Annotated in this window: 16 protein-coding genes; 9 read left to right on the top strand and 7 right to left on the bottom strand. The window is 59.3% G+C overall.

Annotated features, from left to right (window positions below):
• Position 1 precedes the first annotated feature (1 nt).
• Positions 2–1,864 (bottom strand): molybdopterin-synthase adenylyltransferase MoeB, encoded by a 1,863-nt coding sequence (moeB, locus tag FPT15_RS05560; protein WP_145159141.1) that lies wholly within the window; start codon positions 1,862–1,864, stop codon positions 2–4.
• A gap of 38 nt (positions 1,865–1,902) precedes the next feature.
• The gene (locus tag FPT15_RS05555) at positions 1,903–2,796 is read right to left on the bottom strand and encodes a DMT family transporter (RefSeq protein WP_164487959.1); all 894 of its coding nucleotides are present in this window, start codon (positions 2,794–2,796) and stop codon (positions 1,903–1,905) included.
• 160 nt (positions 2,797–2,956) lie between these two features.
• Between FPT15_RS05555 and FPT15_RS05550 the strand changes: the two genes are divergently transcribed.
• The gene (locus tag FPT15_RS05550) at positions 2,957–4,381 is read left to right on the top strand and encodes a PLP-dependent aminotransferase family protein (RefSeq protein ID WP_106576709.1); all 1,425 of its coding nucleotides are present in this window, start codon (positions 2,957–2,959) and stop codon (positions 4,379–4,381) included.
• Positions 4,382–4,508: 127 nt separating this feature from the next.
• On the opposite strand, the gene FPT15_RS05545 is transcribed toward FPT15_RS05550, so the two are convergent.
• Complete coding sequence (locus FPT15_RS05545; RefSeq protein ID WP_058412273.1) at positions 4,509–5,327, bottom strand: pyruvate, water dikinase regulatory protein; 819 nt, start codon at positions 5,325–5,327, stop codon at positions 4,509–4,511.
• Between the two features lie 178 nt (positions 5,328–5,505).
• Here FPT15_RS05545 and ppsA point away from each other — a divergent pair, with 178 nt between their 5' ends.
• The 8 genes from ppsA to FPT15_RS05505 all read left to right on the top strand — a co-directional run bounded on the left by ppsA (position 5,506) and on the right by FPT15_RS05505 (position 13,648).
• Complete coding sequence (gene ppsA / locus FPT15_RS05540) at positions 5,506–7,881, top strand: phosphoenolpyruvate synthase (RefSeq protein WP_106576300.1); 2,376 nt, start codon at positions 5,506–5,508, stop codon at positions 7,879–7,881.
• A 106-nt stretch (positions 7,882–7,987) separates the two neighbouring features.
• Entirely contained in the window at positions 7,988–8,977 is a 990-nt protein-coding gene (locus tag FPT15_RS05535) for an alpha/beta fold hydrolase (protein ID WP_145159139.1), read from the top strand.
• A 230-nt stretch (positions 8,978–9,207) separates the two neighbouring features.
• On the top strand, positions 9,208–9,699 hold the full coding sequence (rraA, locus tag FPT15_RS05530; RefSeq protein WP_145159137.1) for a ribonuclease E activity regulator RraA: 492 nt from the start codon (positions 9,208–9,210) through the stop codon (positions 9,697–9,699).
• A 25-nt stretch (positions 9,700–9,724) separates the two neighbouring features.
• On the top strand, positions 9,725–10,720 hold the full coding sequence (locus tag FPT15_RS05525) for a zinc transporter ZntB (protein WP_145159135.1): 996 nt from the start codon (positions 9,725–9,727) through the stop codon (positions 10,718–10,720).
• A gap of 86 nt (positions 10,721–10,806) precedes the next feature.
• The gene (locus FPT15_RS05520) at positions 10,807–11,052 is read left to right on the top strand and encodes a hypothetical protein (RefSeq protein ID WP_005790375.1); all 246 of its coding nucleotides are present in this window, start codon (positions 10,807–10,809) and stop codon (positions 11,050–11,052) included.
• 2 nt (positions 11,053–11,054) lie between these two features.
• A complete protein-coding gene (locus FPT15_RS05515; protein ID WP_145159133.1) occupies positions 11,055–11,879 on the top strand; it encodes a mechanosensitive ion channel domain-containing protein in 825 nt (274 codons plus the stop codon).
• Positions 11,880–11,966: 87 nt separating this feature from the next.
• A complete protein-coding gene (gene sigX / locus FPT15_RS05510; RefSeq protein ID WP_003193286.1) occupies positions 11,967–12,557 on the top strand; it encodes an RNA polymerase sigma factor SigX in 591 nt (196 codons plus the stop codon).
• Between the two features lie 107 nt (positions 12,558–12,664).
• Positions 12,665–13,648: an OmpA family protein gene (locus FPT15_RS05505; protein ID WP_145159132.1), complete on the top strand. Its 984-nt coding sequence runs from the start codon at positions 12,665–12,667 to the stop codon at positions 13,646–13,648.
• Between the two features lie 60 nt (positions 13,649–13,708).
• Here the strand turns inward: FPT15_RS05505 and cobA are convergent, their stop codons facing one another.
• The 4 genes from cobA to nirB are packed head-to-tail and all read right to left on the bottom strand — an operon-like array spanning position 13,709 to position 19,937.
• Positions 13,709–14,452: a uroporphyrinogen-III C-methyltransferase gene (cobA, locus tag FPT15_RS05500; protein WP_145159130.1), complete on the bottom strand. Its 744-nt coding sequence runs from the start codon at positions 14,450–14,452 to the stop codon at positions 13,709–13,711.
• A gap of 9 nt (positions 14,453–14,461) precedes the next feature.
• Positions 14,462–17,170, bottom strand: a complete 2,709-nt coding sequence (locus tag FPT15_RS05495; protein WP_145159128.1) for a nitrate reductase — start codon at positions 17,168–17,170, stop codon at positions 14,462–14,464.
• A complete protein-coding gene (gene nirD / locus FPT15_RS05490; RefSeq protein ID WP_145159126.1) occupies positions 17,170–17,487 on the bottom strand; it encodes a nitrite reductase small subunit NirD in 318 nt (105 codons plus the stop codon). The genes FPT15_RS05495 and nirD overlap by 1 nt, the downstream gene beginning before the upstream one ends.
• Positions 17,484–19,937, bottom strand: coding sequence for a nitrite reductase large subunit NirB (gene nirB / locus FPT15_RS05485; protein ID WP_145159124.1), 2,454 nt, complete (start codon positions 19,935–19,937; stop codon positions 17,484–17,486). The genes nirD and nirB overlap by 4 nt, the downstream gene beginning before the upstream one ends.
• Positions 19,938–20,099 lie beyond the last annotated feature (162 nt).

Genomic DNA, 20,099 nt, shown 5'->3' with positions numbered 1-20,099 from the left:
ATCAGTACAAAGGCATGTCGGGTTCGACGTCGCGAACCCAGTGTTTCATGCCGCCCTGCAGGACTTTGGTGTTGGCGAAACCGGCGGCCAGCAAGGTGCTGGCGGCTTGCTCGGCGCGGGAGCCGGCGTAGCAGATCAGGTAATGGGTATTGTCGCGGCTGAGGCTGTGCAGTTGCTCATCCAGTTCGGCCAGGGGGATATGCACCACGCCCGGCAGTTTGCACACCTCCAGCTCAGTGGCGTCACGCACGTCCAGCAGCACATCGGCGCTGCGCTGGTGTTCAAGCACTTGCTTGAGTACTCGCGGCTTGATGTAGCGTTCTTCGGCCAGGGACGGTTGGCTGGGCACGGCATCGGCGCACACTGTCGGCGCCACCGGTTCGCTGTGACGCAGCGCCGAGCAGCACGGGCAGTCGGCGCGGCGCTTGAAGCGGATTTCGCTGAATTTCATCGCCAGCGCATCGAAGCGCATCAACCGACCGGACAGCGGCTCGCCGATGCCGATCAGCAATTTGATGGCCTCGGTGGCTTGAATCATGCCAACCACACCCGGCAATACGCCGATTACGCCGCCGGCGCTGCAGTTGGGTGCCAGCTCGGCAGGCGGTGCTGAGGGGAACAGGCAGCGGTAGCACGGCCCACCTTTATAGTTGAGCACACTGATCTGCCCGTCGAAGCGGTAGATGGCGCCGTAGACCAGAGGTTTACCCAGCTGCACGCAGGCGTCGTTGACCAGGTAACGTGTGTCGAAATTATCGGTGCCATCGATCACCAAGTCGTAGGCGCCCACCAGTTCCAGGGCGTTGTCGGCGTTGAGGGCAGTGTTGTGCGCGTTGATCTGGATGTGCCGGTTGAGATCCTGCAGGCGCTGTTTGGCTGACTCGACCTTGGGCATGCCCAGTGTACTGTTGCCGTGAACGATCTGGCGTTGCAGGTTGCTGCTTTCCACCACATCGAAGTCCACCAGGCCCAGGGTGCCAATGCCGGCCGCCGCCAGGTACAGGCTGATGGGCGAGCCGAGACCGCCGGTGCCGATGATCAATACCTTGGCCTTTTTCAGGTTCAACTGACCTTCGCGCCCGACGCCTGGCAGAGTGATATGGCGCACGTAGCGCTGCACTTCTTCGTTGCTTAAAGCCTCGACGTCCATGCCGCCGGAGGTGGCGAGCAGCACTTCGATTCTGGCTTTTTCCGGCAAGGGCTCGTCGGCGTCGATCAGTTCTTCCTCGGCCGTGAACAGGAAGTGTTCCTTGAGCTGATTGTTCTTCTCGTGAAACAGGTGCGGGCGCAGTTGCGGGTGGCTGCTGCAGAGGTTTTCAATGACTTCGCGCAATGTCGATCCGGTGCCCTCGAGGGTCGATTCCGGCAGCTTGGCCACGCGAACCAGAATGTCGGGGAAAGAGACAGCGTTCATGGACAACTCCGTGTGCAGGTCGTTGAAGGGTTGAGGGGCGAAATGCTTGCCATCCCAGGCAAACAGCTTTGAGCCCAGGGCCTTGCCCTGGCGTACATCCACCACCAGGTAACTCACGGGGTAGATCGGCTCACCCAGGAACAGCGCCTTGTCCTGGTCTTCGTCACTGAAATAGGCTCCGACATCCGGGTGCGAGTGATAGATCACCACCACCGGGTTATCACTGCGCAACGCCTTGTTCATCAACAGGGTGTCGGCCACCGAGAAGGTGTAGCCGTTGGCCGCGCTGCGCGCGTACATCTGGGGGTTCTTGCGGTGCAATTCGTTCTGGATATTGCTGCCCAGGTACACGCTGCCGTCGGCGAAGACAAAACCACAGCATTCCTCTGGGTAGCTGCGGCTGGCGTGGGCATAGATCTGCTCCAGGGCGTTGGGGCGGAGGACGTCCATGTTTCTCTCGCGTTGCTGATAGGGGTGGGTCAGGAGGCTCAATTTTTCTTGGCCAGGAGTTTTTCGACAGGCAGCTTGGTGATCGCGAAACCAGCCAGCAGGATGGCGGAGTACAGCATCAGGTCACGGGAAATTTCCACGCCTTCGTACCAGGCGCCGATGATCACCGCGAATACCGGGAAGATGATGAACACGAACGACAGAATGATCGGACTCAAGCGCTTGAGCAGCATGAAATACACGATAAACCCGCCCACCGACGCCACCAGCCCCAGGTAGAACAGCGCGCTCCAGGAACGCAGCGTGATGGTTTCGAAGGTGGGCGTTTCAAACCACAAGCCGGCCACAAACAGCATCAACCCGGCAATGCCGATGGGCAGCGTGTTGTAGGTGATCACGCTGATGGCGCTGCCTTTTTGCTTGGTAATGACGTAGCACAAGGCATGCATGATCGCGGCGGTCAGAATTGCCAGCACCCCGAAAAATTCAGCATGGTCCAGGTGCAGGCCCTGGCTCTTGATGATCATGTAGAGGCTGCCGAAACCGATGCCGATGCCGACCACCTGGGAAAAATAGATGCGTTCGCGCAGAAACAGCGCGGAGAAAATCAGGATAAACACCGGCATGCAGCTGAACAGCAGCGCGGTGAGGCCGGAAGAGACATGCATCTCGCCGTAGTTGAGCAGGTAATAGGGAACGCTGAAGTAGGACAGTGTCACGAATACGAAGAACCAGCGGCTTTCGCGCGGGAACAGGATCGGCTCTCGGCGCACCAGGGCGAAACACAGGAACAACGGGAAGGCGATCAGGAAGCGCAGGCCCGCCGAGGTCAGCGGTGGCACGCTCTCGACGGCGATCTTGATCCCCAGCCACGTAGTGCCCCAACTCAGGCACACGATAAGAAACATCACGCTGGTTACCAGGCCGGCCAACCACTGTTTCTGAGTTTTTGTTTTTGTTGTGTTTTCAAGAACGGCGGACATTGGCATCGTTTATTGCTTCCCTGAGCCGGAATTGAACTCTATATTGACTGTGTATTAAGTTGTTTCATTCGGTGATTGAACCCGTAAAAGCACACTATTAGGGCGAATGATGGCTGTCAAAACAAATATTGACATGGTGTCAATTATGCGTGAGGGGTTGTCCAGCGGTCAGGGCGTGAAGTACAAGCGCCTGTCCGATGTGATGGAACGGGGCATCCTTGAAGGCTTGATTGAACCCGGACGAAAACTGCCGCCCCATCGGGTGCTTTCCGACAATCTGGGTGTAACCATCGGCACTATCAGCCGAGCCTACGGCGAACTGGAACGCCTCGGGTTGGTGGTGGCGCGGGTAGGTGACGGCACTTTCGTGCGCAAGCGTGGGATGGAGCGCCAGCGTGATGAAGGTTTTCGCAACGTCAGCGAGGAGCCGCGCCACTACTTCGACATGAGCCGTAACATGCATATACCTGGTCAGGAGACGGTGTTTCTGGCCCAGAGCTTCCAAACCTTGTCGACCAACGCCAAGTTCCTTCAGGACATCAGCGCCTACACCCCGGATGCCGGTTTGCCGCGCTACCGTGAGGCCGGGGCGCAGTGGCTGGTGCAGCGTGATTTTCACCCGATTCCCGAGCAGGTCATCTGCGTCAATGGCGGCCAGCATGGCCTGCTGTGCGCGATGATGGCATTGCTGCGGGCGGGCGATACGGTGGTCACCGAACAGCTGACCTATCCCGGGCTGATCACGGCCGCGCGCATGCTCGGCGTGCGCCTGATCGGCCTGGAGATGGACGAAGAAGGCGTGTTGCCGGGCGCGCTGGATGAAGTCTGTCGTAATCACCGGGTTTCGGCGTTGTACTGCACGCCCACCATCCAGAACCCGACCACGGCGGTATTATCGGTCGCGCGCCGGGAAGCGTTGGTCAAGGTGTGTCGCGAGCACAATCTGCTGATTCTTGAAGACGAAGCCCACGGCGTATTGGTAGAAGATCGGCCGCCGCCCCTCAGCCATTTCGCGCCTGAACGTACGATTTTGATCAGTAGCCTGAGCAAAGCGGTGTCCGCGGGGTTGCGGGTGGGCTACGTGCATGCGCCACCGGCGCTGGTCAGTCGTATTTCGGCGGCCTTGCGCTCGACCTGCTGGATGGCCACGCCAGTGACTCTGGAACTGGCGACCCAGTGGATCGAAAACGGCACGGCGGAATACCTGCTACGTCAGCAGATAAACGAGATCAGCCGCCGCAAAGCCCTGGTGCGCGACCTGCTGACCGGCCTGGAGTACCGCACCCACCTCAACAGCCCGCATTTTTGGATTGAAGTGCCGGAGCCCTGGCGCGCGTCGGAAATCGAGGCGGAACTTAAGCAGAATAATTACCTGATCGCCACGGCCGAAGCCTTTGCGGTAGGGCAAACGGCGGTGCCGCAGTTTATTCGGGCGAGTATCTGTAATACGTCGGGTGACGATCAGTTGTTGCGGGCTGGGTTCGATGCGCTGGCGACGGCGTTGGGGCAGGGTGGTGGCAGGTTTCACCTGTAGGCAGGTTTACCGCGTTATCGTTCATCGCAGGCAAGCCCGCTCCCACATTTGAATGCATTCCAGTGTTGGAACTCGGTCAAATGTGGGCGCGGGCTTGCCCGCGAAGGCGTCAGTTCAGACAGTGCAGTTATTTGAACCTGCGCTCTACACCCTTCTCCACCAAAATCTTCGCCGATATCTCTTCCACCGAAAAATGCGTGGAATTGATGTGCGCAATATTTTCGCGACGGAACAGATTTTCCACCTCGCGCACTTCGAACTCGCACTGTGCGTAGCTGGAGTAGCGGCTATTGGGCTTGCGTTCGTTACGAATCGCCGTGAGGCGGTCCGGGTCAATGGTCAGGCCGAACAGCTTGTGCTGGTGCGCGCGCAGGGCGGCCGGCAACGTCAGGTGTTCCATGTCGTCTTCGGTCAGCGGGTAATTGGCGGCGCGGATACCGAACTGCATGGCCATGTACAGGCACGTTGGGGTTTTGCCGCAGCGGGACACGCCCACCAGGATCAAATCGGCCTTGTCATAGTAATGAGTGCGGGCGCCGTCATCGTTGTCGAGGGCAAAGTTGACCGCCTCGATACGCTCCATATAGTTGGAGTTGTGGCCAATGGAATGGGACTTTCCTACTGAGTAGGAGGAGTGTTCACTCAACTCCTGTTCCAGTGGCGCCAGGAACGTGGAGAAGATGTCGATCATGAAACCATTGGAGGTGGCGAGGATCTCACGGATGTCTTGATTGACGATGGTGTCGAAAATGATCGGCCGAAAACCGTCTTTTTCAGCCGCCAGATTGATTTGTTGTACCATAGCTCGCGCTTTATCCACGCTGTCGATGTAGGGCCGCGTGAATTTGGCGAAGGTAATGTTTTCGAACTGCGCGAGCAGGCTTTGACCCAATGTTTCGGCTGTGATGCCGGTGCCGTCGGAGATAAAGAAAGCAGATCGTTTCATTTGAGCCCTGGGCCTTAAGCTGATGGCGAATCTTGGATATGATAGGCGCGATTTTGCCGTCCCGCAGTGGGCCGCATTCTCACTTATTTTCCAGGTCCAGGCCACAAGCGCTGGCGTTTGCTCCTACTGAGTCGCTGGCGTCCTGAGCTTTTCCAACACAGAAAGTGGAGAGATCACCTTGGTAGAGTACGTAGTTTCCCTCGATAAGCTCGGCGTCCATGATGTAGAGCATGTGGGGGGCAAGAACGCATCCCTCGGCGAGATGATCAGTAATCTTGCAGGCGCTGGTGTCTCGGTGCCCGGTGGTTTCGCCACCACGGCCCAGGCTTACCGCGACTTCCTCGAGCTGAGCGGCCTCAACGCCCAGATCCACGCCGCGCTGGACGCCCTGGACGTCGATGACGTCAACGCCCTGGCCAAGACCGGTGCCCAGATCCGTCAATGGATCATGGACGCCGAGTTCCCCGAGAAGCTCAACGAAGAAATCCGCACCGCCTTCGCTACATTGTCGGCCGGCAACCCGGACATGGCCGTCGCCGTGCGCTCTTCGGCCACCGCCGAAGACTTGCCGGATGCCTCCTTTGCCGGTCAGCAGGAAACCTTCCTGAATATCCGCGGCGTCGAAAACGTCATCCGCGCCGCCAAGGAAGTGTTCGCCTCGCTGTTCAACGACCGCGCCATTTCCTACCGCGTACACCAAGGTTTCGACCACAAGCTGGTGGCTTTGTCTGCCGGCGTGCAGCGCATGGTGCGTTCGGAAACCGGCACCGCCGGCGTGATGTTCACCCTGGACACCGAATCCGGTTTCCGTGACGTGGTGTTCATCACCGGCGCCTACGGCCTGGGCGAAACCGTCGTGCAGGGCGCGGTCAACCCGGACGAATTCTACGTACACAAACACACGCTTGAGGCCGGTCGCCCGGCGATCCTGCGCCGCAACCTGGGCAGCAAGGCCATCAAGATGATCTACGGCGACGAGGCCAAGGCCGGTCGCTCGGTAAAAACCGTTGAAGTCGACAAGGCCGAGCGCGCGCGTTTCTGCCTGACCGACGCTGAGGTCAGCGAGTTGGCCAAGCAAGCGATGATCATCGAAAAGCACTACAAGTGCCCGATGGACATCGAGTGGGCCAAGGACGGTGATGACGGCAAGCTGTACATCGTGCAGGCGCGTCCTGAAACCGTGAAAAGCCGCACTTCCGCCAACGTCATGGAACGCTACCTGCTGAAAGAAACCGGCACCGTGCTGGTGGAAGGCCGTGCCATCGGCCAGCGCATCGGCGCCGGCAAGGTGCGGATCATCAAGGACGTGTCCGAGATGGACAAAGTCCAGCCGGGCGACGTGCTGGTGTCCGACATGACCGACCCGGACTGGGAGCCGGTGATGAAACGCGCCAGCGCCATCGTCACCAACCGGGGCGGGCGTACTTGCCACGCGGCGATCATTGCGCGTGAGCTGGGCATTCCTGCGGTGGTGGGTTGCGGTAACGCGACCCAACTATTGAAAGACGGCCAGGGCGTGACCGTATCCTGCGCTGAAGGCGACACCGGTTTCATCTTTGAAGGTGAGCTGGGCTTCGACATCAAGCAAAACTCCATCGATGCCATGCCGGACCTGCCGTTCAAGATCATGATGAACGTCGGCAACCCGGACCGCGCTTTTGATTTCGCGCAGTTGCCGAACGCCGGTGTGGGCCTGGCCCGCCTGGAATTCATCATCAACCGCATGATCGGCGTGCACCCCAAGGCCCTGCTGAACTATGACGGCCTGCCGCTGGACATCAAGGAAAGCGTCGACAAGCGCATCGCCGGCTACAACGACCCGGTGGGCTTCTACGTCGAGAAGCTGGTGGAAGGCATCAGCACCCTGGCGGCGGCGTTCTACCCGAAAAAGGTCATCGTGCGCCTGTCGGACTTCAAGTCCAACGAATACGCCAACCTGATCGGCGGCAAGCTCTACGAGCCGGAAGAAGAAAACCCGATGCTGGGCTTCCGTGGCGCCTCGCGTTATATCAGCGAGGCCTTCCGCGACTGCTTCGAGCTTGAGTGCCGTGCTCTCAAGCGCGTGCGCAATGAGATGGGCCTGACCAACGTCGAGATCATGGTGCCGTTCGTGCGTACCTTGGGCGAGGCGAGCCAAGTGGTCGACCTGCTCGCAGAAAACGGCCTGAGCCGTGGTGAAAACGGCCTGCGCGTCATCATGATGTGCGAGCTGCCGTCCAACGCCATTTTGGCCGAAGAGTTCCTGGAGTTCTTCGACGGTTTCTCCATTGGTTCCAACGACCTGACTCAGCTGACCCTGGGCCTGGACCGTGACTCGGGGATCATTGCCCACCTGTTCGATGAGCGTAACCCTGCGGTCAAAAAGCTGCTGGCCAACGCCATCCAGGCCTGTAATAAGGCCGGCAAGTACATCGGCATCTGCGGCCAGGGCCCTTCCGACCACCCGGACCTGGCCAAATGGCTGATGGAACAGGGTATCGAAAGCGTCTCGCTGAACCCCGATTCGGTGCTGGAAACCTGGTTCTTCCTGGCGGAAGGGCAAGCGTCCGCCTAAGGTCGTGACTTAAAAAGTGCCGGTCACTCCTCAAGGGTGACCGGCATTCTTATCTGTGCAGGGCGGAACTCCTTCCGGACGCCGCCCTTTTTTGTGCAAGAGCATTATGCAAAGCAGCAGCAACCTGTTTCCCGTCGCCCTGATCAGTGCTGAACGTCGCGGCGACCTGAGTGAAGATGTGTATCGCCTCAAACCCGGCAATAGCCCCGACGGCACCGTCGAGCTGGCCGTGACGCGTTTGGGCCTGGCCGATGCCCCGGAAAACCGGGGCACGCCGGTCATTTTGTTGCACGGTAGTTTTTCCAACCGACGTTTCTGGTATTCGCCCAAAGGCATCGGTTTGGGCGCTTATCTGGCGCGCCAGGGCTTTGATGTGTGGATTGCGGAAATGCGCGGGCATGGCTTGTCCAAGCGCAACCAGGACTACGCGAAGAATCGCGTTGCCGACTACGCGCGTTACGATTTGCCGGCCATCGGCGCGTTTGTGCATGAGCAAAGTGCGCAAATCCCGCACTGGATCGGGCATTCCCTGGGCGGCACCGCACTGGCCGCGGCCCTCGGCGGGCAGCACCTGGGGGCGCCAGCGGCGGCCTCGGTGGCGTTGTTTGGTTGCCAGGTGAGCCGTACCCACTGGCCGTTGAAAATTCCACCGGTGGAGTGGACCGCTCGTTTGCTCCTGAAACGATTTGGCGAGGTGTCCGGCGCGCGGCTCAAGCGTGGTCCGGAGGATGAACCTGCGGGCGTGATGATCGAAGCCATGCGCTGGAACGGCCTGTTCGGTCGCTTTGGCGATGGCAAACAGGATTGGTGGAAGGGCCTCGCCGAAGTCGATGTGCCGTTGTTGGCGGTGAGTGCCGCCGGTGACCAGCAGGACCCGGATTGGGCGTGCCGCAAGTTGTTCGAGCAAGTCGGCTCCGAGCACCGCCAATACCTGTGTCTGGGGCGCCAGCAGGGCTTCAGCGGGGATTTCGGGCATGTCGATATGCTGGTCAGCAAAGCTGCTCAAGCCGAGGTATGGCCAATGGTGGTGCGGTGGTTGAACGATCCACTGACACCCTTGGCCGGGGCGTACCCGCAGGTACTGGCAGCTGTTTGATCAAGCGCTCTGCCAAGGGCGTTTCACTCGTGTGTGGTTGCGGCTAAGATATGACGCGTTAAACGCTTCTGGTCATATTCAGTCGCGCAGTCGCTATTGCGTTGCGACGAAGCGAGTCCGATCATGGCCGCCGCCAACCGGTGAACCGTTAAAGATTGCCTGTTGCGACACGTTTTTCTGATGTACACCGTGGGATGTTCGACCTCTTCTTTGATGACAGGAGTTTCACGATGAACCATTACGTGACGCCCGATCTGTGCGACGCCTACCCGGAGCTGGTGCAGGTGGTTGAGCCGATGTTCAGTAATTTCGGTGGCCGGGATTCCTTTGGCGGCGAGATCGTCACCATCAAATGCTTCGAGGACAACTCCCTGGTCAAGGAACAGGCCGATCAGCCGGGCGCCGGCAAGGTGCTGGTGGTCGACGGTGGTGGCTCCCTGCGTCGCGCGTTGCTCGGCGACATGATTGCCGAGAAAGCCGCAAAAAACGGCTGGGAAGGGCTGGTGATCTACGGGTGCATCCGTGATGTCGATGTCATTGCCCAAACCGATTTGGGCGTACAGGCACTGGCCACTCACCCGATGAAGACCGACAAGCGTGGCATTGGCGACCTGAACGTGGTGGTGACCTTCGCCGGCGTGACGTTCCGCCCCGGTGAATACATTTATGCGGACAATAACGGCGTGATCGTCTCGCCCAGCCCGCTGAAAATGCCTGAATAAACTGCTGTTGCCGATAGGGGTGAGGATGTTCGAGGAAGAAAACGCGCAATGGGGGCTGGTGCATGCCCTGGTGCTGGACGGTAAAGGCGGTGCGCGTTCGATTGCCCGGACTGAGCTCGACGACTTGCAACTTCAGCCTCAGGAAAGCCTGTGGCTGCATTGGGATCGCAGCCATCCGCAGACCCAGACCTGGCTGCGTAAGTCCAGCGGCTTGAGCGAGTTTGCCTGCGATTTGCTGCTGGAGGAAAACACCCGTCCGCGCCTGTTGCCGCTGCCCGAAGCGCAATTGCTGCTGTTTCTGCGCGGGGTCAACCTGAACCCGGGCGCCGAGCCGGAAGACATGGTGTCGGTGCGGATCTTCGCAGCGGCCGATCGCGTGATTTCCTTGCGCCTGCGTCCGCTGCGCGCAACCGATGAGTTGCTGGTGCAACTGGCGGAGGGCAAAGGGCCGAAAACCGCTTCGGAACTCATCCTTTATATGGCGCAGTACCTGACCAACAAAGTGCAGGATCTGGTTACCGATCTGTCTGAAGTCGTCGATATCGAAGAAGAAAAATTGGATGCCGACGAACGGTATACTCCGGAACATGGCAGCGTCCTGCAGATCCGTCGGCGCGCGGCGGGGCTCAAGCGTTTCCTCGCCCCTCAGCGAGATATTTTTGCCCAGCTGACGCGAACCAAATTGCCGTGGTTTTGTGATGACGATGCTGACTACTGGAACGAATTACACAATAGCCTGACGCGTTACCTGGAAGAGCTCGAATTGGCTCGAGAGCGCGTGGGGCTTGTGCTTGAGACCGAAGACCGGCGATTGAGCCTGCGGATGAATCGCACCATGTACCGCTTCGGTATCATCACCGGGATTTTTTTGCCGATGAGTTTTCTCACCGGTTTGCTGGGGATAAATGTGGGCGGGATTCCGTTCTCCGCCAGTCCCTACGGATTCATGATTGCGTGCCTGATGATGGTGGTCGTCGCCTTGGGCCAATGGTGGCTATTTCGACGATTGCGCTGGGTTTGACCTGAATATGACCTGAACGTAGTAGGGGGTACATGTGACCCCAGGAATTTAACCCTCGTCTTTTAAATCACTTGCGAGAGGTCTTTATGCACGATCCGTTCGAACAGTCATTGCGTGACATGCTTAATGCTTCGCCGTCCAACCGTGACGACGACGCCTGCCTGGGTCGCGTGTTGAAAACCGCCAACCGTCAGGTAGGTGCGGGAGATCTGTTCGGGCTGCTCGGTCGTTGGCTGCCGGCGCTGATGATGGCTCTGAACAATGGTTCGGCCCATGTGTCGCCGGTTTCCCGTCGTAAACCTCTTGCTCGCACTGCTGATAAGGCTGATTGAATATGGAACTTGATCTCTGGACCCAGAGCCTGGTCACTGCGATGACTGCATTGTGGACCAAGGTGGCGAATTTCATTCCCAACCTGTTTGGTGCTCTGGTTTTGGTCTTGCTGGGTTTTGTCGTGGCCAAGCTGCTCGACACCCTGCTGTCCAAATTGCTCGCCAAACTGGGCCTGGACCGCTTGATGGCAGGCACGGGCCTGACCAAGCTGTTGGGTCGTGCCGGGCTGCAAGTGCCGATCTCGACCCTCATCGGGAAGATCGTTTACTGGTTCGTTTTACTTATTTTTCTGGTTTCTGCAGCTCAATCCCTTGGACTTGAGCGAGTTTCAGCTACGCTCGACATGCTGGCGCTGTATTTGCCGAAGGTTTTCGGCGGCGCGCTGGTGCTGCTCGTAGGCGTTTTACTGGCGCAACTGGCCAATGGGCTGGTGCGCGGAGGCGCCGAAGGCGTGGGGCTGGACTATGCTGCGGGCCTGGGGCGGATCGCTCAGGGGCTGGTGATCATCATCAGTATTTCCGTCGCGATCAGCCAGCTCGAGGTCAAAACTGACCTGCTCAACCATGTGATTGTGATTGTTTTGATTACCGTTGGTCTGGCCGTTGCGCTGGCCATGGGGTTGGGAAGCCGGGAAATTGCCGGTCAGATTCTTGCGGGAATCTATGTGCGTGAGCTGTATCAGGTTGGGCAACAGGTGCGTGTGGGCGAGGTCGAAGGGCAAATCGAGGAGATCGGCACAGTCAAGACGACCGTGCTGACCGATGACGGTGAGCTGGTATCGCTGTCCAATCGGATTCTCCTGGAGCAGCAGGTCAGTAGCCGCTAATCCGGCAAACCCTGCTAATGTACGCCGCCGCAAACCCGGGTGACCGGGCTGTAGCGGACATTGACCTGACTGTCGGCACGACTTGTTTTGAATAAAGCCCAAACGCTGTCTACGCGCTATGACCCCCGTGAGCTCTCTGATGAGGAGTTGGTCGCGCGCTCGCACACGGAGCTGTTTCACGTAACACGCGCGTACGAAGAATTGATGCGCAGATATCAACGCACTCTGTTCAACGTTTGTTCAAGGTATTTAGGGAACGATAGAGATGCGGACGATGTCTGTCAGGAAGTGATGCTCAAGGTGCTGTATGGCCTGAAGAACTTCGAGGGCAAATCGAAGTTCAAGACATGGCTCTACAGCATCACGTATAACGAGTGCATCACGCAGTATCGTAAGGAGCGGCGAAAGCGTCGGTTGATGGACGCTTTGAGTCTCGACCCCCTTGAGGAAGCGTCTGAAGAAAAGGCGCCGGCACCCGAGGAAAAGGGCGGACTCGATCGCTGGTTGGTGCATGTGAACCCAATTGACCGCGAAATTTTGGTGCTACGATTTGTCGCAGAGCTGGAGTTTCAGGAAATTGCTGACATCATGCACATGGGTTTGAGTGCTACAAAAATGCGTTACAAGCGTGCTCTTGATAAATTACGTGAGAAATTTGCGGGCGAGACTGAAACTTAGTGCGTGGCAAATATCTCTTACGTGTAGGCAAGTTCTGTTAGACTTGTCGCCGAGTTGTCCCCCGGTTTGTGGGACTGCTTTACAATCACCAGATGGGGATTTAACGGATGAAACTGAAAAACACCTTGGGCTTTGCCATTGGTTCTCTTATTGCTGCCACTTCTTTCGGCGCTCTGGCACAAGGCCAAGGCGCAGTTGAAGGCCAGCTGTTCTACAAGAAGCAGTACAACGATAGCGTTAAGCACATCGAAGACGGCTTCAACCCTGGCGCAAGCATCGGTTACTTCTTGACCGACGACGTGTCGATCAACCTGAACTACGACACTACCAACCACACCCGTTCGAACGACGGTACTGGTAGCCAGAAGATCAAAGGTGACACTGGCAGCGTGACTGCTCAGTACCACTTCGGTCAGGCCGGTGTTGACTCCCTGCGTCCATACGTTGAAGGTGGTTTCGGTCACCAGAGCCGTACTAACGTTAAAGACGATGGCCACAGCGGTCGCGACCAGTCCACCCTGGCTATCGCTGGCGCTGGCGTGAAGTACTACTTCACCAACAACCTGTTCGCACGTGCCGGTGTTGAGTCTGACTACAACCTGGACAACGGCAAGTGGGATTACTCCGCACTGGTCGGCCTGGGTGTGAACTTCGGCGGCAACGCCGGCGCAGTAGCTCCAGCTCCTACCCCAGCACCAGCTCCAGAGCCAACTCCAGAGCCAGAAGCTCCAGTTGCTCAGGTTGTTCGTGTTGAGCTGGACGTGAAGTTCGACTTCGACAAGTCGGTTGTTAAGCCTAACAGCTACGGCGACGTGAAAAACCTCGCTGACTTCATGAAACAGTATCCACAAACCACCACCGTTGTTGAAGGTCACACTGACTCCGTCGGTCCTGACGCTTACAACCAGAAGCTGTCCCAGCGTCGTGCTGACGCGGTCAAGCAAGTTCTGGTCAAAGACGGTATTGCTCCTAACCGTGTAAGCTCGGTTGGTTATGGCAAATCCCGCCCAGTTGCTGACAACGCAACTGAAGCTGGCCGTGCTATCAACCGTCGCGTAGAAGCCTCGGTAGAAGCTCAAGCTGCTCAGTAATTATTGAGTGGTAAAAAAAAGCCCGGCTTAGGCCGGGCTTTTTTTCGCCTGGCGTTTGCCTCAGGCGCTGGCGGATACGGTCACGCATGCCGCCTGTGCAGCCGCGGCGACACTGCCGATCACCAGAATTGCCGGGCTCTTCAAGGCGAACGCCTGCGCATCCTTGTGCATCTGCCCCAACGTGCTACGGCATTCTCGCTGCTGAGTCAGCGATGCGTTTTCGATCATCGCCACCGGCATATCCTCTGCCATGGTGCTCTCCAGCAACTGCTGACGGATCTCCTCCAGCTTCGCCACGCCCATGTACACCACCAACGTCGTCCCGCTTTCGGCCAGTGCACGCCAGTTCAGGCTGCTGTTGTCCTGGGTATGTGCCGTAACGAGCGTTACACCGCGACTGACCCCACGCAATGTCAGCGGGATATCGCAGTTTGTTGCACCGGCCAGGCCCGCCGTGATCCCGTTGACCAACTCCACGTCCACACCACGTTCGCGCAACCACATCGCTTCTTCGCCGCCACGCCCGAAAATGCACGGGTCACCACCCTTTAATCGCACCACGCATTTGCCTTGCCGGGCATAACGCAGCATCAGGCGATGGATAAAATCCTGTGGTGTCGAACGGCAGCCACCGCGTTTGCCTACGCTGATAATCCGCGCCTCAAGGCAGTGCTCCAGCACAGCCGGGTTGACCAGGTCATCAATCAATACCACGTCGGCCTCATGGAGGGCCCGCACCGCCTTCAGGGTCAGCAGTTCAGGATCACCGGGCCCCGCACCCACCAGCCAGATTTTTGCGCTCATGTTTTTCCCTCACACACTGATTGCGATTGGCTGCGGGTTGCTGGCCAAAAGACGTTTGATTTCCGGTACGCACGAGCCGCATTGCGTGCCGCAGCCCAGCGCCTGTTTGAGCCCGTTAAGGTCCAGGCCGCGAGTGATGCCTGCGCACACGGCGTTTTCGCTGACGTTCTTGCAGTTGCACACAATCTTGCCGCTGGCTGCCGCACCGCCCGGCGGCGCACTGAGCGGTGCCAGCAGCCAGCGGCGCAGTTGATCGTCAGTGCGGCCTTCCAGCCAGAGGCTTTGCAACCAATGCCGAGCCAGGGTTTCACCGGCCAGGCGCAACGCGGTAATCCGGCCTTTTTCGATTTTTACGCGTTTACCGATCGAGCGACGCGGGTCGTCGTACGCCATCACTGGGCCGTCGTTGAGCCCCAGCAGTGCGTCGATACGGGTCAGCAGTTGCAGGTCGGGCGCCTCGGTATGTGCCGCGCGCACCACCAGTGCCGGCCGTTCGCGCCCGGCCAGGCTAAGGCTCACGTAGGCAAAGCCCTCGCACAGGGGGCGCAGTGCCTCGACGTGTTGCTGCACATCGCCTTCGATCAACGCAAACAGCTGCCACGGCAGTTGCACAGCCTCCAGGCGCACACCGCTGTGTTTGAGTTCCGGCTGTTTCGACAAAGGGTCGAAGGCTGGCTGGGTCAGCGTATTCACGCCCCCCTTGAGAAAACGGTCACCCCAATGCATCGGCAGGAACGCTTGGCCGGGGCGCACGCTGTCATCACTGTTGATGGCAATAATCACGCTGCCGCGACGGCTCTTGAGGTTGACCAGGTCACCGTCCTTGAAGCGATGGCGGCGCAACTCATCCGGGTGCACGCTCAGCAGTGCCTCGCTCACATGCCCAAATAACTGGGCTGCAGTGCCTGTGCGACTCATGCCGTGCCATTGATCACGCAGGCGGCCGGTGATCAGCGTCAGCGGGAAGCGTGCGTCGCGCTGCTCTTTGGCGGCGCGGTAGGGGTCGGCAACAAAGTGCGCGCGGCCGCTCTCGGTCGGGAATACGCCGTCGGTGTACAGGCGCGCAGTTCCAGATTGCGCGCCCGCGGGAAACGGCCATTGCTGCGGACCCATCCGATCGAGCAGGGCATGGCTGATGCCCGACAAGTCAAGATCGCGGTTGCGGGTCAGCAGTTTGTACTCATCAAAGAGCTGCGAGGGGTGTTCAAAGGCGAAAAGCCCCGGTTTTCCGGGACAAAGACGTCGCTCCAGGCGCTGGGCAAAATCCACAGTGATTGCCCAATCCGGGCGCGCCTCCCCAGGTGGGGCGATGGCCCGTCGCACGTGGGAAATGCGCCGTTCAGAGTTGGTTACCGTGCCTTCTTTCTCGCCCCAACTGGCCGCCGGCAGCAGCAAGTCAGCGAAACGGGCCGTTTCGGTTGTACGAAAAGCCTCCTGTAGCACCACGAAAGGGCACGCCTCCAAGGCCATGCGCACGGTGTTCTGGTCGGGCAAGGATTGGGCAGGGTTGGTGCAGGCGATCCACAAGGCCTTGATCTTGCCGGCCTGTACCTGTTCAAACAGTTCGATGGCGGTCAGCCCGGTGCTGGCGGGCAGTTGTTCAACACCCCAATACGCGGCCACTTCGGCCCGATGTTCCGGGTTGGCCGCCTCGCGATGGCCGGGCAGCAGATTCGACAAACTGCCGGTCTCGCGCCCACCCATCGCATTCGGCTGGCCAGTCAGGGAAAACGGCCCACAGCCCGCTCGGCCAATCGTGCCGGTGGCCAGGTGCAAGTTGATCAGCGCGCTGTTTTTGGCGCTGCCGGCGGTGGATTGGTTGAGCCCCATGCACCACAGCGACAGAAAACTGCTGGAGGTACCGACCCATTCGGCGCACAGGCGCAGCTGCTCGACGCTGATCCCGCACAGCTGCGTGACCATTTGCGGCGTGTAGTCATGCACCAGCCGTTTCAGCTCGGCCAGTCCATCGGTATGCGCCTGGATAAAGTCTCGGTCGATCCAGTCTTCCCACAGCAACAGATGCAAAATCCCATGGAACAACGCCACATCCGTCCCAGGCAGGATGGCCAGGTGCAGGTCAGCCAAATCGCAGGTGTCCGTGCGACGTGGGTCGATCACCAGCACTTTCATCTGCGGGCGCCGCGCTTTGGCTTCCTCAAGGCGTCGGAACAATACCGGGTGGGCGTAGGCCATGTTGCTGCCGACGATCATTACGCAGTCGCTGCACTCCAGGTCTTCATAACTGCACGGCGGCGCATCGGCGCCCAGGCTGCGCTTGTAGCCCACCACTGCCGAGGACATGCACAGCCGCGAGTTGCTGTCGATGTTGTTGGTGCCGACCAGCGCGCGAGCCAGCTTGTTGAAGCTGTAGTAGTCCTCGGTCAGCAATTGCCCGGAAATGTAGAACGCCACGCTGTCCGGCCCGTGTTCGCTGATGGTCTCGGCGAACACGTTGGCCGCGTGCTCCAGTGCGGTTTCCCAGTCGGTGCGTGCCCGCGCCAGGCCTTTGCCCAGACGCAGCTCCGGGTACAAGGCGCGGGCCGCCAGGTCGCCGGTCAGGTGCAGACTGGAGCCTTTGCTGCACAACTTGCCGAAGTTCGCCGGGTGGTTCGGGTCGCCTTGTACACCGAGGATCTGCGCGCCATCGTGCTCGATCAGCACGCCGCAACCCACCCCGCAGTAACAGCAGGTGGACGCGGTGACCTGGCGGTTCATCAACCCGCGTCCCGCAGGGCCAGCATGACCCGGCCATTTTCCACGCGGGCGTGGTGATGGTGTGCGCAGCCGATGTCCGGTGCCTGGGCTTCGCCGGATGCCAGATCAATCTGCCAGTTGTGCAGCGGGCAGGCTACGCGCTTGCCGTAGATCAGGCCTTGGGACAACGGACCGCCCTTGTGCGGGCAGCGGTCATCGAGGGCGAACACTTCGTCATCACTGGTACGAAAAATCGCGATATCACCTTTGGGCCCATTGATGATGCGCGAGCCCAGGGCGTTGATTTCATCGAGTGCGCATATATCCAGCCAGTTCATACCGGCACCTCCAGCTGTTTGACGGGGATGACCTCGAATTCCTTTTTCAGCAGCGGCTGCTCCAGGCGTTCTTTCCAGGGGTCTTGTTCGAACGACAGCGAAAACTGCAGACGCTCGTTGAGGGCTTGGCGGCGAGCCGGGTCTTCCAGTACGGCCTTCTTGATGTGCTCCATGCCCACGCGTTGCAGGTAGTGCACGGTGCGCTCGAGGTAGAAGGCTTCTTCGCGGTAAAGCTGCAGGAAAGCGCCGTTGTATTCACGGACTTCGTCGGCGGTTTTCAGCTTGACGAAGAACTCCGCGACTTCGGTTTTGATCCCGCCGTTGCCGCCGATGTACATCTCCCAGCCGGAATCCACGCCGATGATGCCCACGTCCTTGATGCCCGCTTCCGAGCAATTGCGTGGGCAACCGGACACCGCCAGCTTGACCTTGTGCGGCGACCACATATTGAACAGGTCATGCTCCAGCTCTATGCCCAACTGCGTCGAGTTCTGTGTGCCAAAACGGCAGAACTCACTGCCGACGCAAGTCTTCACGGTGCGGATGGATTTGCCATAGGCGTGACCGGAAGGCATGTCGAGGTCCTTCCAAACCCCTGGCAGGTCCTGTTTCTTGATACCCAGCAGGTCGATGCGTTGACCGCCGGTGACCTTGACCATCGGCACGTTGTACTTGTCGGCCACGTCGGCAATACGCCGCAGCTCTGACGGATTGGTCACACCGCCCCACATCCGCGGGACTACGGAGTAGGTGCCGTCTTTCTGAATGTTGGCGTGGGCGCGTTCGTTGATCAGGCGCGATTGCGGGTCATCCTTGGCTTCGCCTGGCCAAGTGGAGATCAGGTAATAGTTGAGCGCCGGGCGGCAGGTGGCGCAGCCGTTGGGTGTGCGCCAGTTCAGGTAGCTCATGGTGCCGGCGATGGTCAGCAAGTGCTGATCGCGGATGGCCTGGCGAATTTGCCCGTGGTTGAGGTCGCTGCAACCGCAGATCGCCTTTTCGCTCTTTGGTTTGACGTCCGCGGCACCGCCCACGGTGTTGATCAGTATCTGCTCCACCAGCCCGGCGCAGGAGCCACAGGAGCTGGCGGCCTTGGTGTGCTTCTTGACCTCGTCAACGCTGAACAGCCCGTGCGCCTGGATCGCCTTGACGATGGTGCCCTTGCACACGCCGTTGCAACCGCAGACTTCGGCGTTGTCGGCCATGCTCATGGCCTTGTCCTGGCCTTGATGGCCGACATCGCCTAAAGCGTTTTCGCCGAACATCAGGTGATCGCGGATCTCGCCTATCGCATGGTTCTCACGGATCTGACGGAAATACCAACCGCCGTCCGCGGTATCGCCGTACAGGCAGGCGCCGACCAGGATGTCGTCCTTGATCACCAGTTTTTTGTACACGCCGCCAATCGGGTCGCTGAGGGTGATGGTTTCGGTGCCTTCGCCGCCCATAAAGTCGCCGGCGGAGAACAGGTCGATACCGGTGACCTTCAATTTGGTTGAGGTGACCGAGCCCTTGTAGGTGGCAAAGCCCAGCTGCGCAAGGTGATTGGCGCAGACTTTGGCTTGCTCGAACAGTGGCGCAACCAGGCCATAGGCGATGCCGCGATGGCTGGCGCATTCGCCTATGGCATAAATGCGTGGGTCGTAGGTCTGCAAGGTGTCGTTGACCAGAATCCCGCGGTTGCACGGGATGCCGGATTTTTCTGCGAGTTCGGTGTTGGGGCGGATGCCGGCGGCCATCACCACCAGGTCAGCGGGGATGACGTCGCCGTTCTTGAATTGCACCGAGCCGACACGGCCGTTACCGGCATCGTGCAGCGCCTGGGTCTGTTCTTGTAGACGGAACACCAGGCCACGGCTTTCCAGTTCGGCCTGCAGCAGTTGGCCGCTGGTCTTGTCCAGCTGCCGCTCCAACAGCCATTCGCCGATATGCACCACGGTCACGTGCATGCCGCGCAGCATCAGGCCGTTGGCGGCCTCCAGGCCGAGCAAGCCACCGCCGATCACCACAGCGTGCTTGTGGGTTTTGGCGGTGTCGATCATGGCCTGAGTGTCGGCGATGTCGCGGTAGCCGATCACGCCTTGCAAGGTATTGCCTGGGATCGGCAGGATAAATGGCGTCGAGCCGGTGGCGATCAGCAGGCGATCGTACTCGGCTGCGGTGCCGTCTTCGGCGATGACCAGGCGTTTGACACGGTCGATCTGCACCACTTTGCGGTTGAGCAACAGCTTGATGTGGTTATCCAGGTACCAGTCGAGATCGTTGAGCACGATCTCTTCGAACGTTTGCTCGCCGGCCAGCACCGGCGACAGCAGAATGCGGTTGTAGTTGGTGTGGGGCTCGGCGCCGAACACGGTGATGTCGTACAGGTCGCTGCTCAGCTTGAGCAATTCTTCAAGGGTGCGAACCCCGGCCATGCCGTTGCCGATCATCACCAATTTGAGTTTTTTCATGTCGTTCTCCGCAATGGCTCGACCAATTACGCGCAAACAAAAAAAGGCGTCCCCGCTAGTGATCTAGCGAGGACGCCTTTGTCCTGGTCCCGTTCTCTCGGGAAGCTCGCTCCTTCGACGTTGAAGGGACGGCTGTATGTGTGTTGTTGGGGAAGCTAATGC

This window comes from Pseudomonas sp. RGB, from assembly GCF_007713445.1.
Classification (GTDB): domain Bacteria; phylum Pseudomonadota; class Gammaproteobacteria; order Pseudomonadales; family Pseudomonadaceae; genus Aquipseudomonas.
The sequence above is the reverse complement of the archived record's forward strand: the minus strand, read 5'-3'. Positions and strand labels throughout refer to the sequence as shown.

What these genes read in the sequence shown, in the direction of transcription:
- FPT15_RS05505 (WP_145159132.1), top strand. Translation starts at nt 12,665, where the DNA reads ATGAAACTGAAAAACACCTTGGGCTTTGCCATTGGTTCTCTTATTGCT.
- FPT15_RS05495 (WP_145159128.1), bottom strand. Translation starts at nt 17,170, where the DNA reads ATGAACCGCCAGGTCACCGCGTCCACCTGCTGTTACTGCGGGGTGGGT.
- FPT15_RS05550 (WP_106576709.1), top strand. Translation starts at nt 2,957, where the DNA reads ATGGCTGTCAAAACAAATATTGACATGGTGTCAATTATGCGTGAGGGG.
- FPT15_RS05535 (WP_145159139.1), top strand. Translation starts at nt 7,988, where the DNA reads ATGCAAAGCAGCAGCAACCTGTTTCCCGTCGCCCTGATCAGTGCTGAA.
- nirD (WP_145159126.1), bottom strand. Translation starts at nt 17,487, where the DNA reads ATGAACTGGCTGGATATATGCGCACTCGATGAAATCAACGCCCTGGGC.
- FPT15_RS05545 (WP_058412273.1), bottom strand. Translation starts at nt 5,327, where the DNA reads ATGAAACGATCTGCTTTCTTTATCTCCGACGGCACCGGCATCACAGCC.
- FPT15_RS05520 (WP_005790375.1), top strand. Translation starts at nt 10,807, where the DNA reads ATGCACGATCCGTTCGAACAGTCATTGCGTGACATGCTTAATGCTTCG.
- rraA (WP_145159137.1), top strand. Translation starts at nt 9,208, where the DNA reads ATGAACCATTACGTGACGCCCGATCTGTGCGACGCCTACCCGGAGCTG.
- cobA (WP_145159130.1), bottom strand. Translation starts at nt 14,452, where the DNA reads ATGAGCGCAAAAATCTGGCTGGTGGGTGCGGGGCCCGGTGATCCTGAA.
- nirB (WP_145159124.1), bottom strand. Translation starts at nt 19,937, where the DNA reads ATGAAAAAACTCAAATTGGTGATGATCGGCAACGGCATGGCCGGGGTT.
- FPT15_RS05525 (WP_145159135.1), top strand. Translation starts at nt 9,725, where the DNA reads ATGTTCGAGGAAGAAAACGCGCAATGGGGGCTGGTGCATGCCCTGGTG.
- moeB (WP_145159141.1), bottom strand. Translation starts at nt 1,864, where the DNA reads ATGGACGTCCTCCGCCCCAACGCCCTGGAGCAGATCTATGCCCACGCC.
- FPT15_RS05515 (WP_145159133.1), top strand. Translation starts at nt 11,055, where the DNA reads ATGGAACTTGATCTCTGGACCCAGAGCCTGGTCACTGCGATGACTGCA.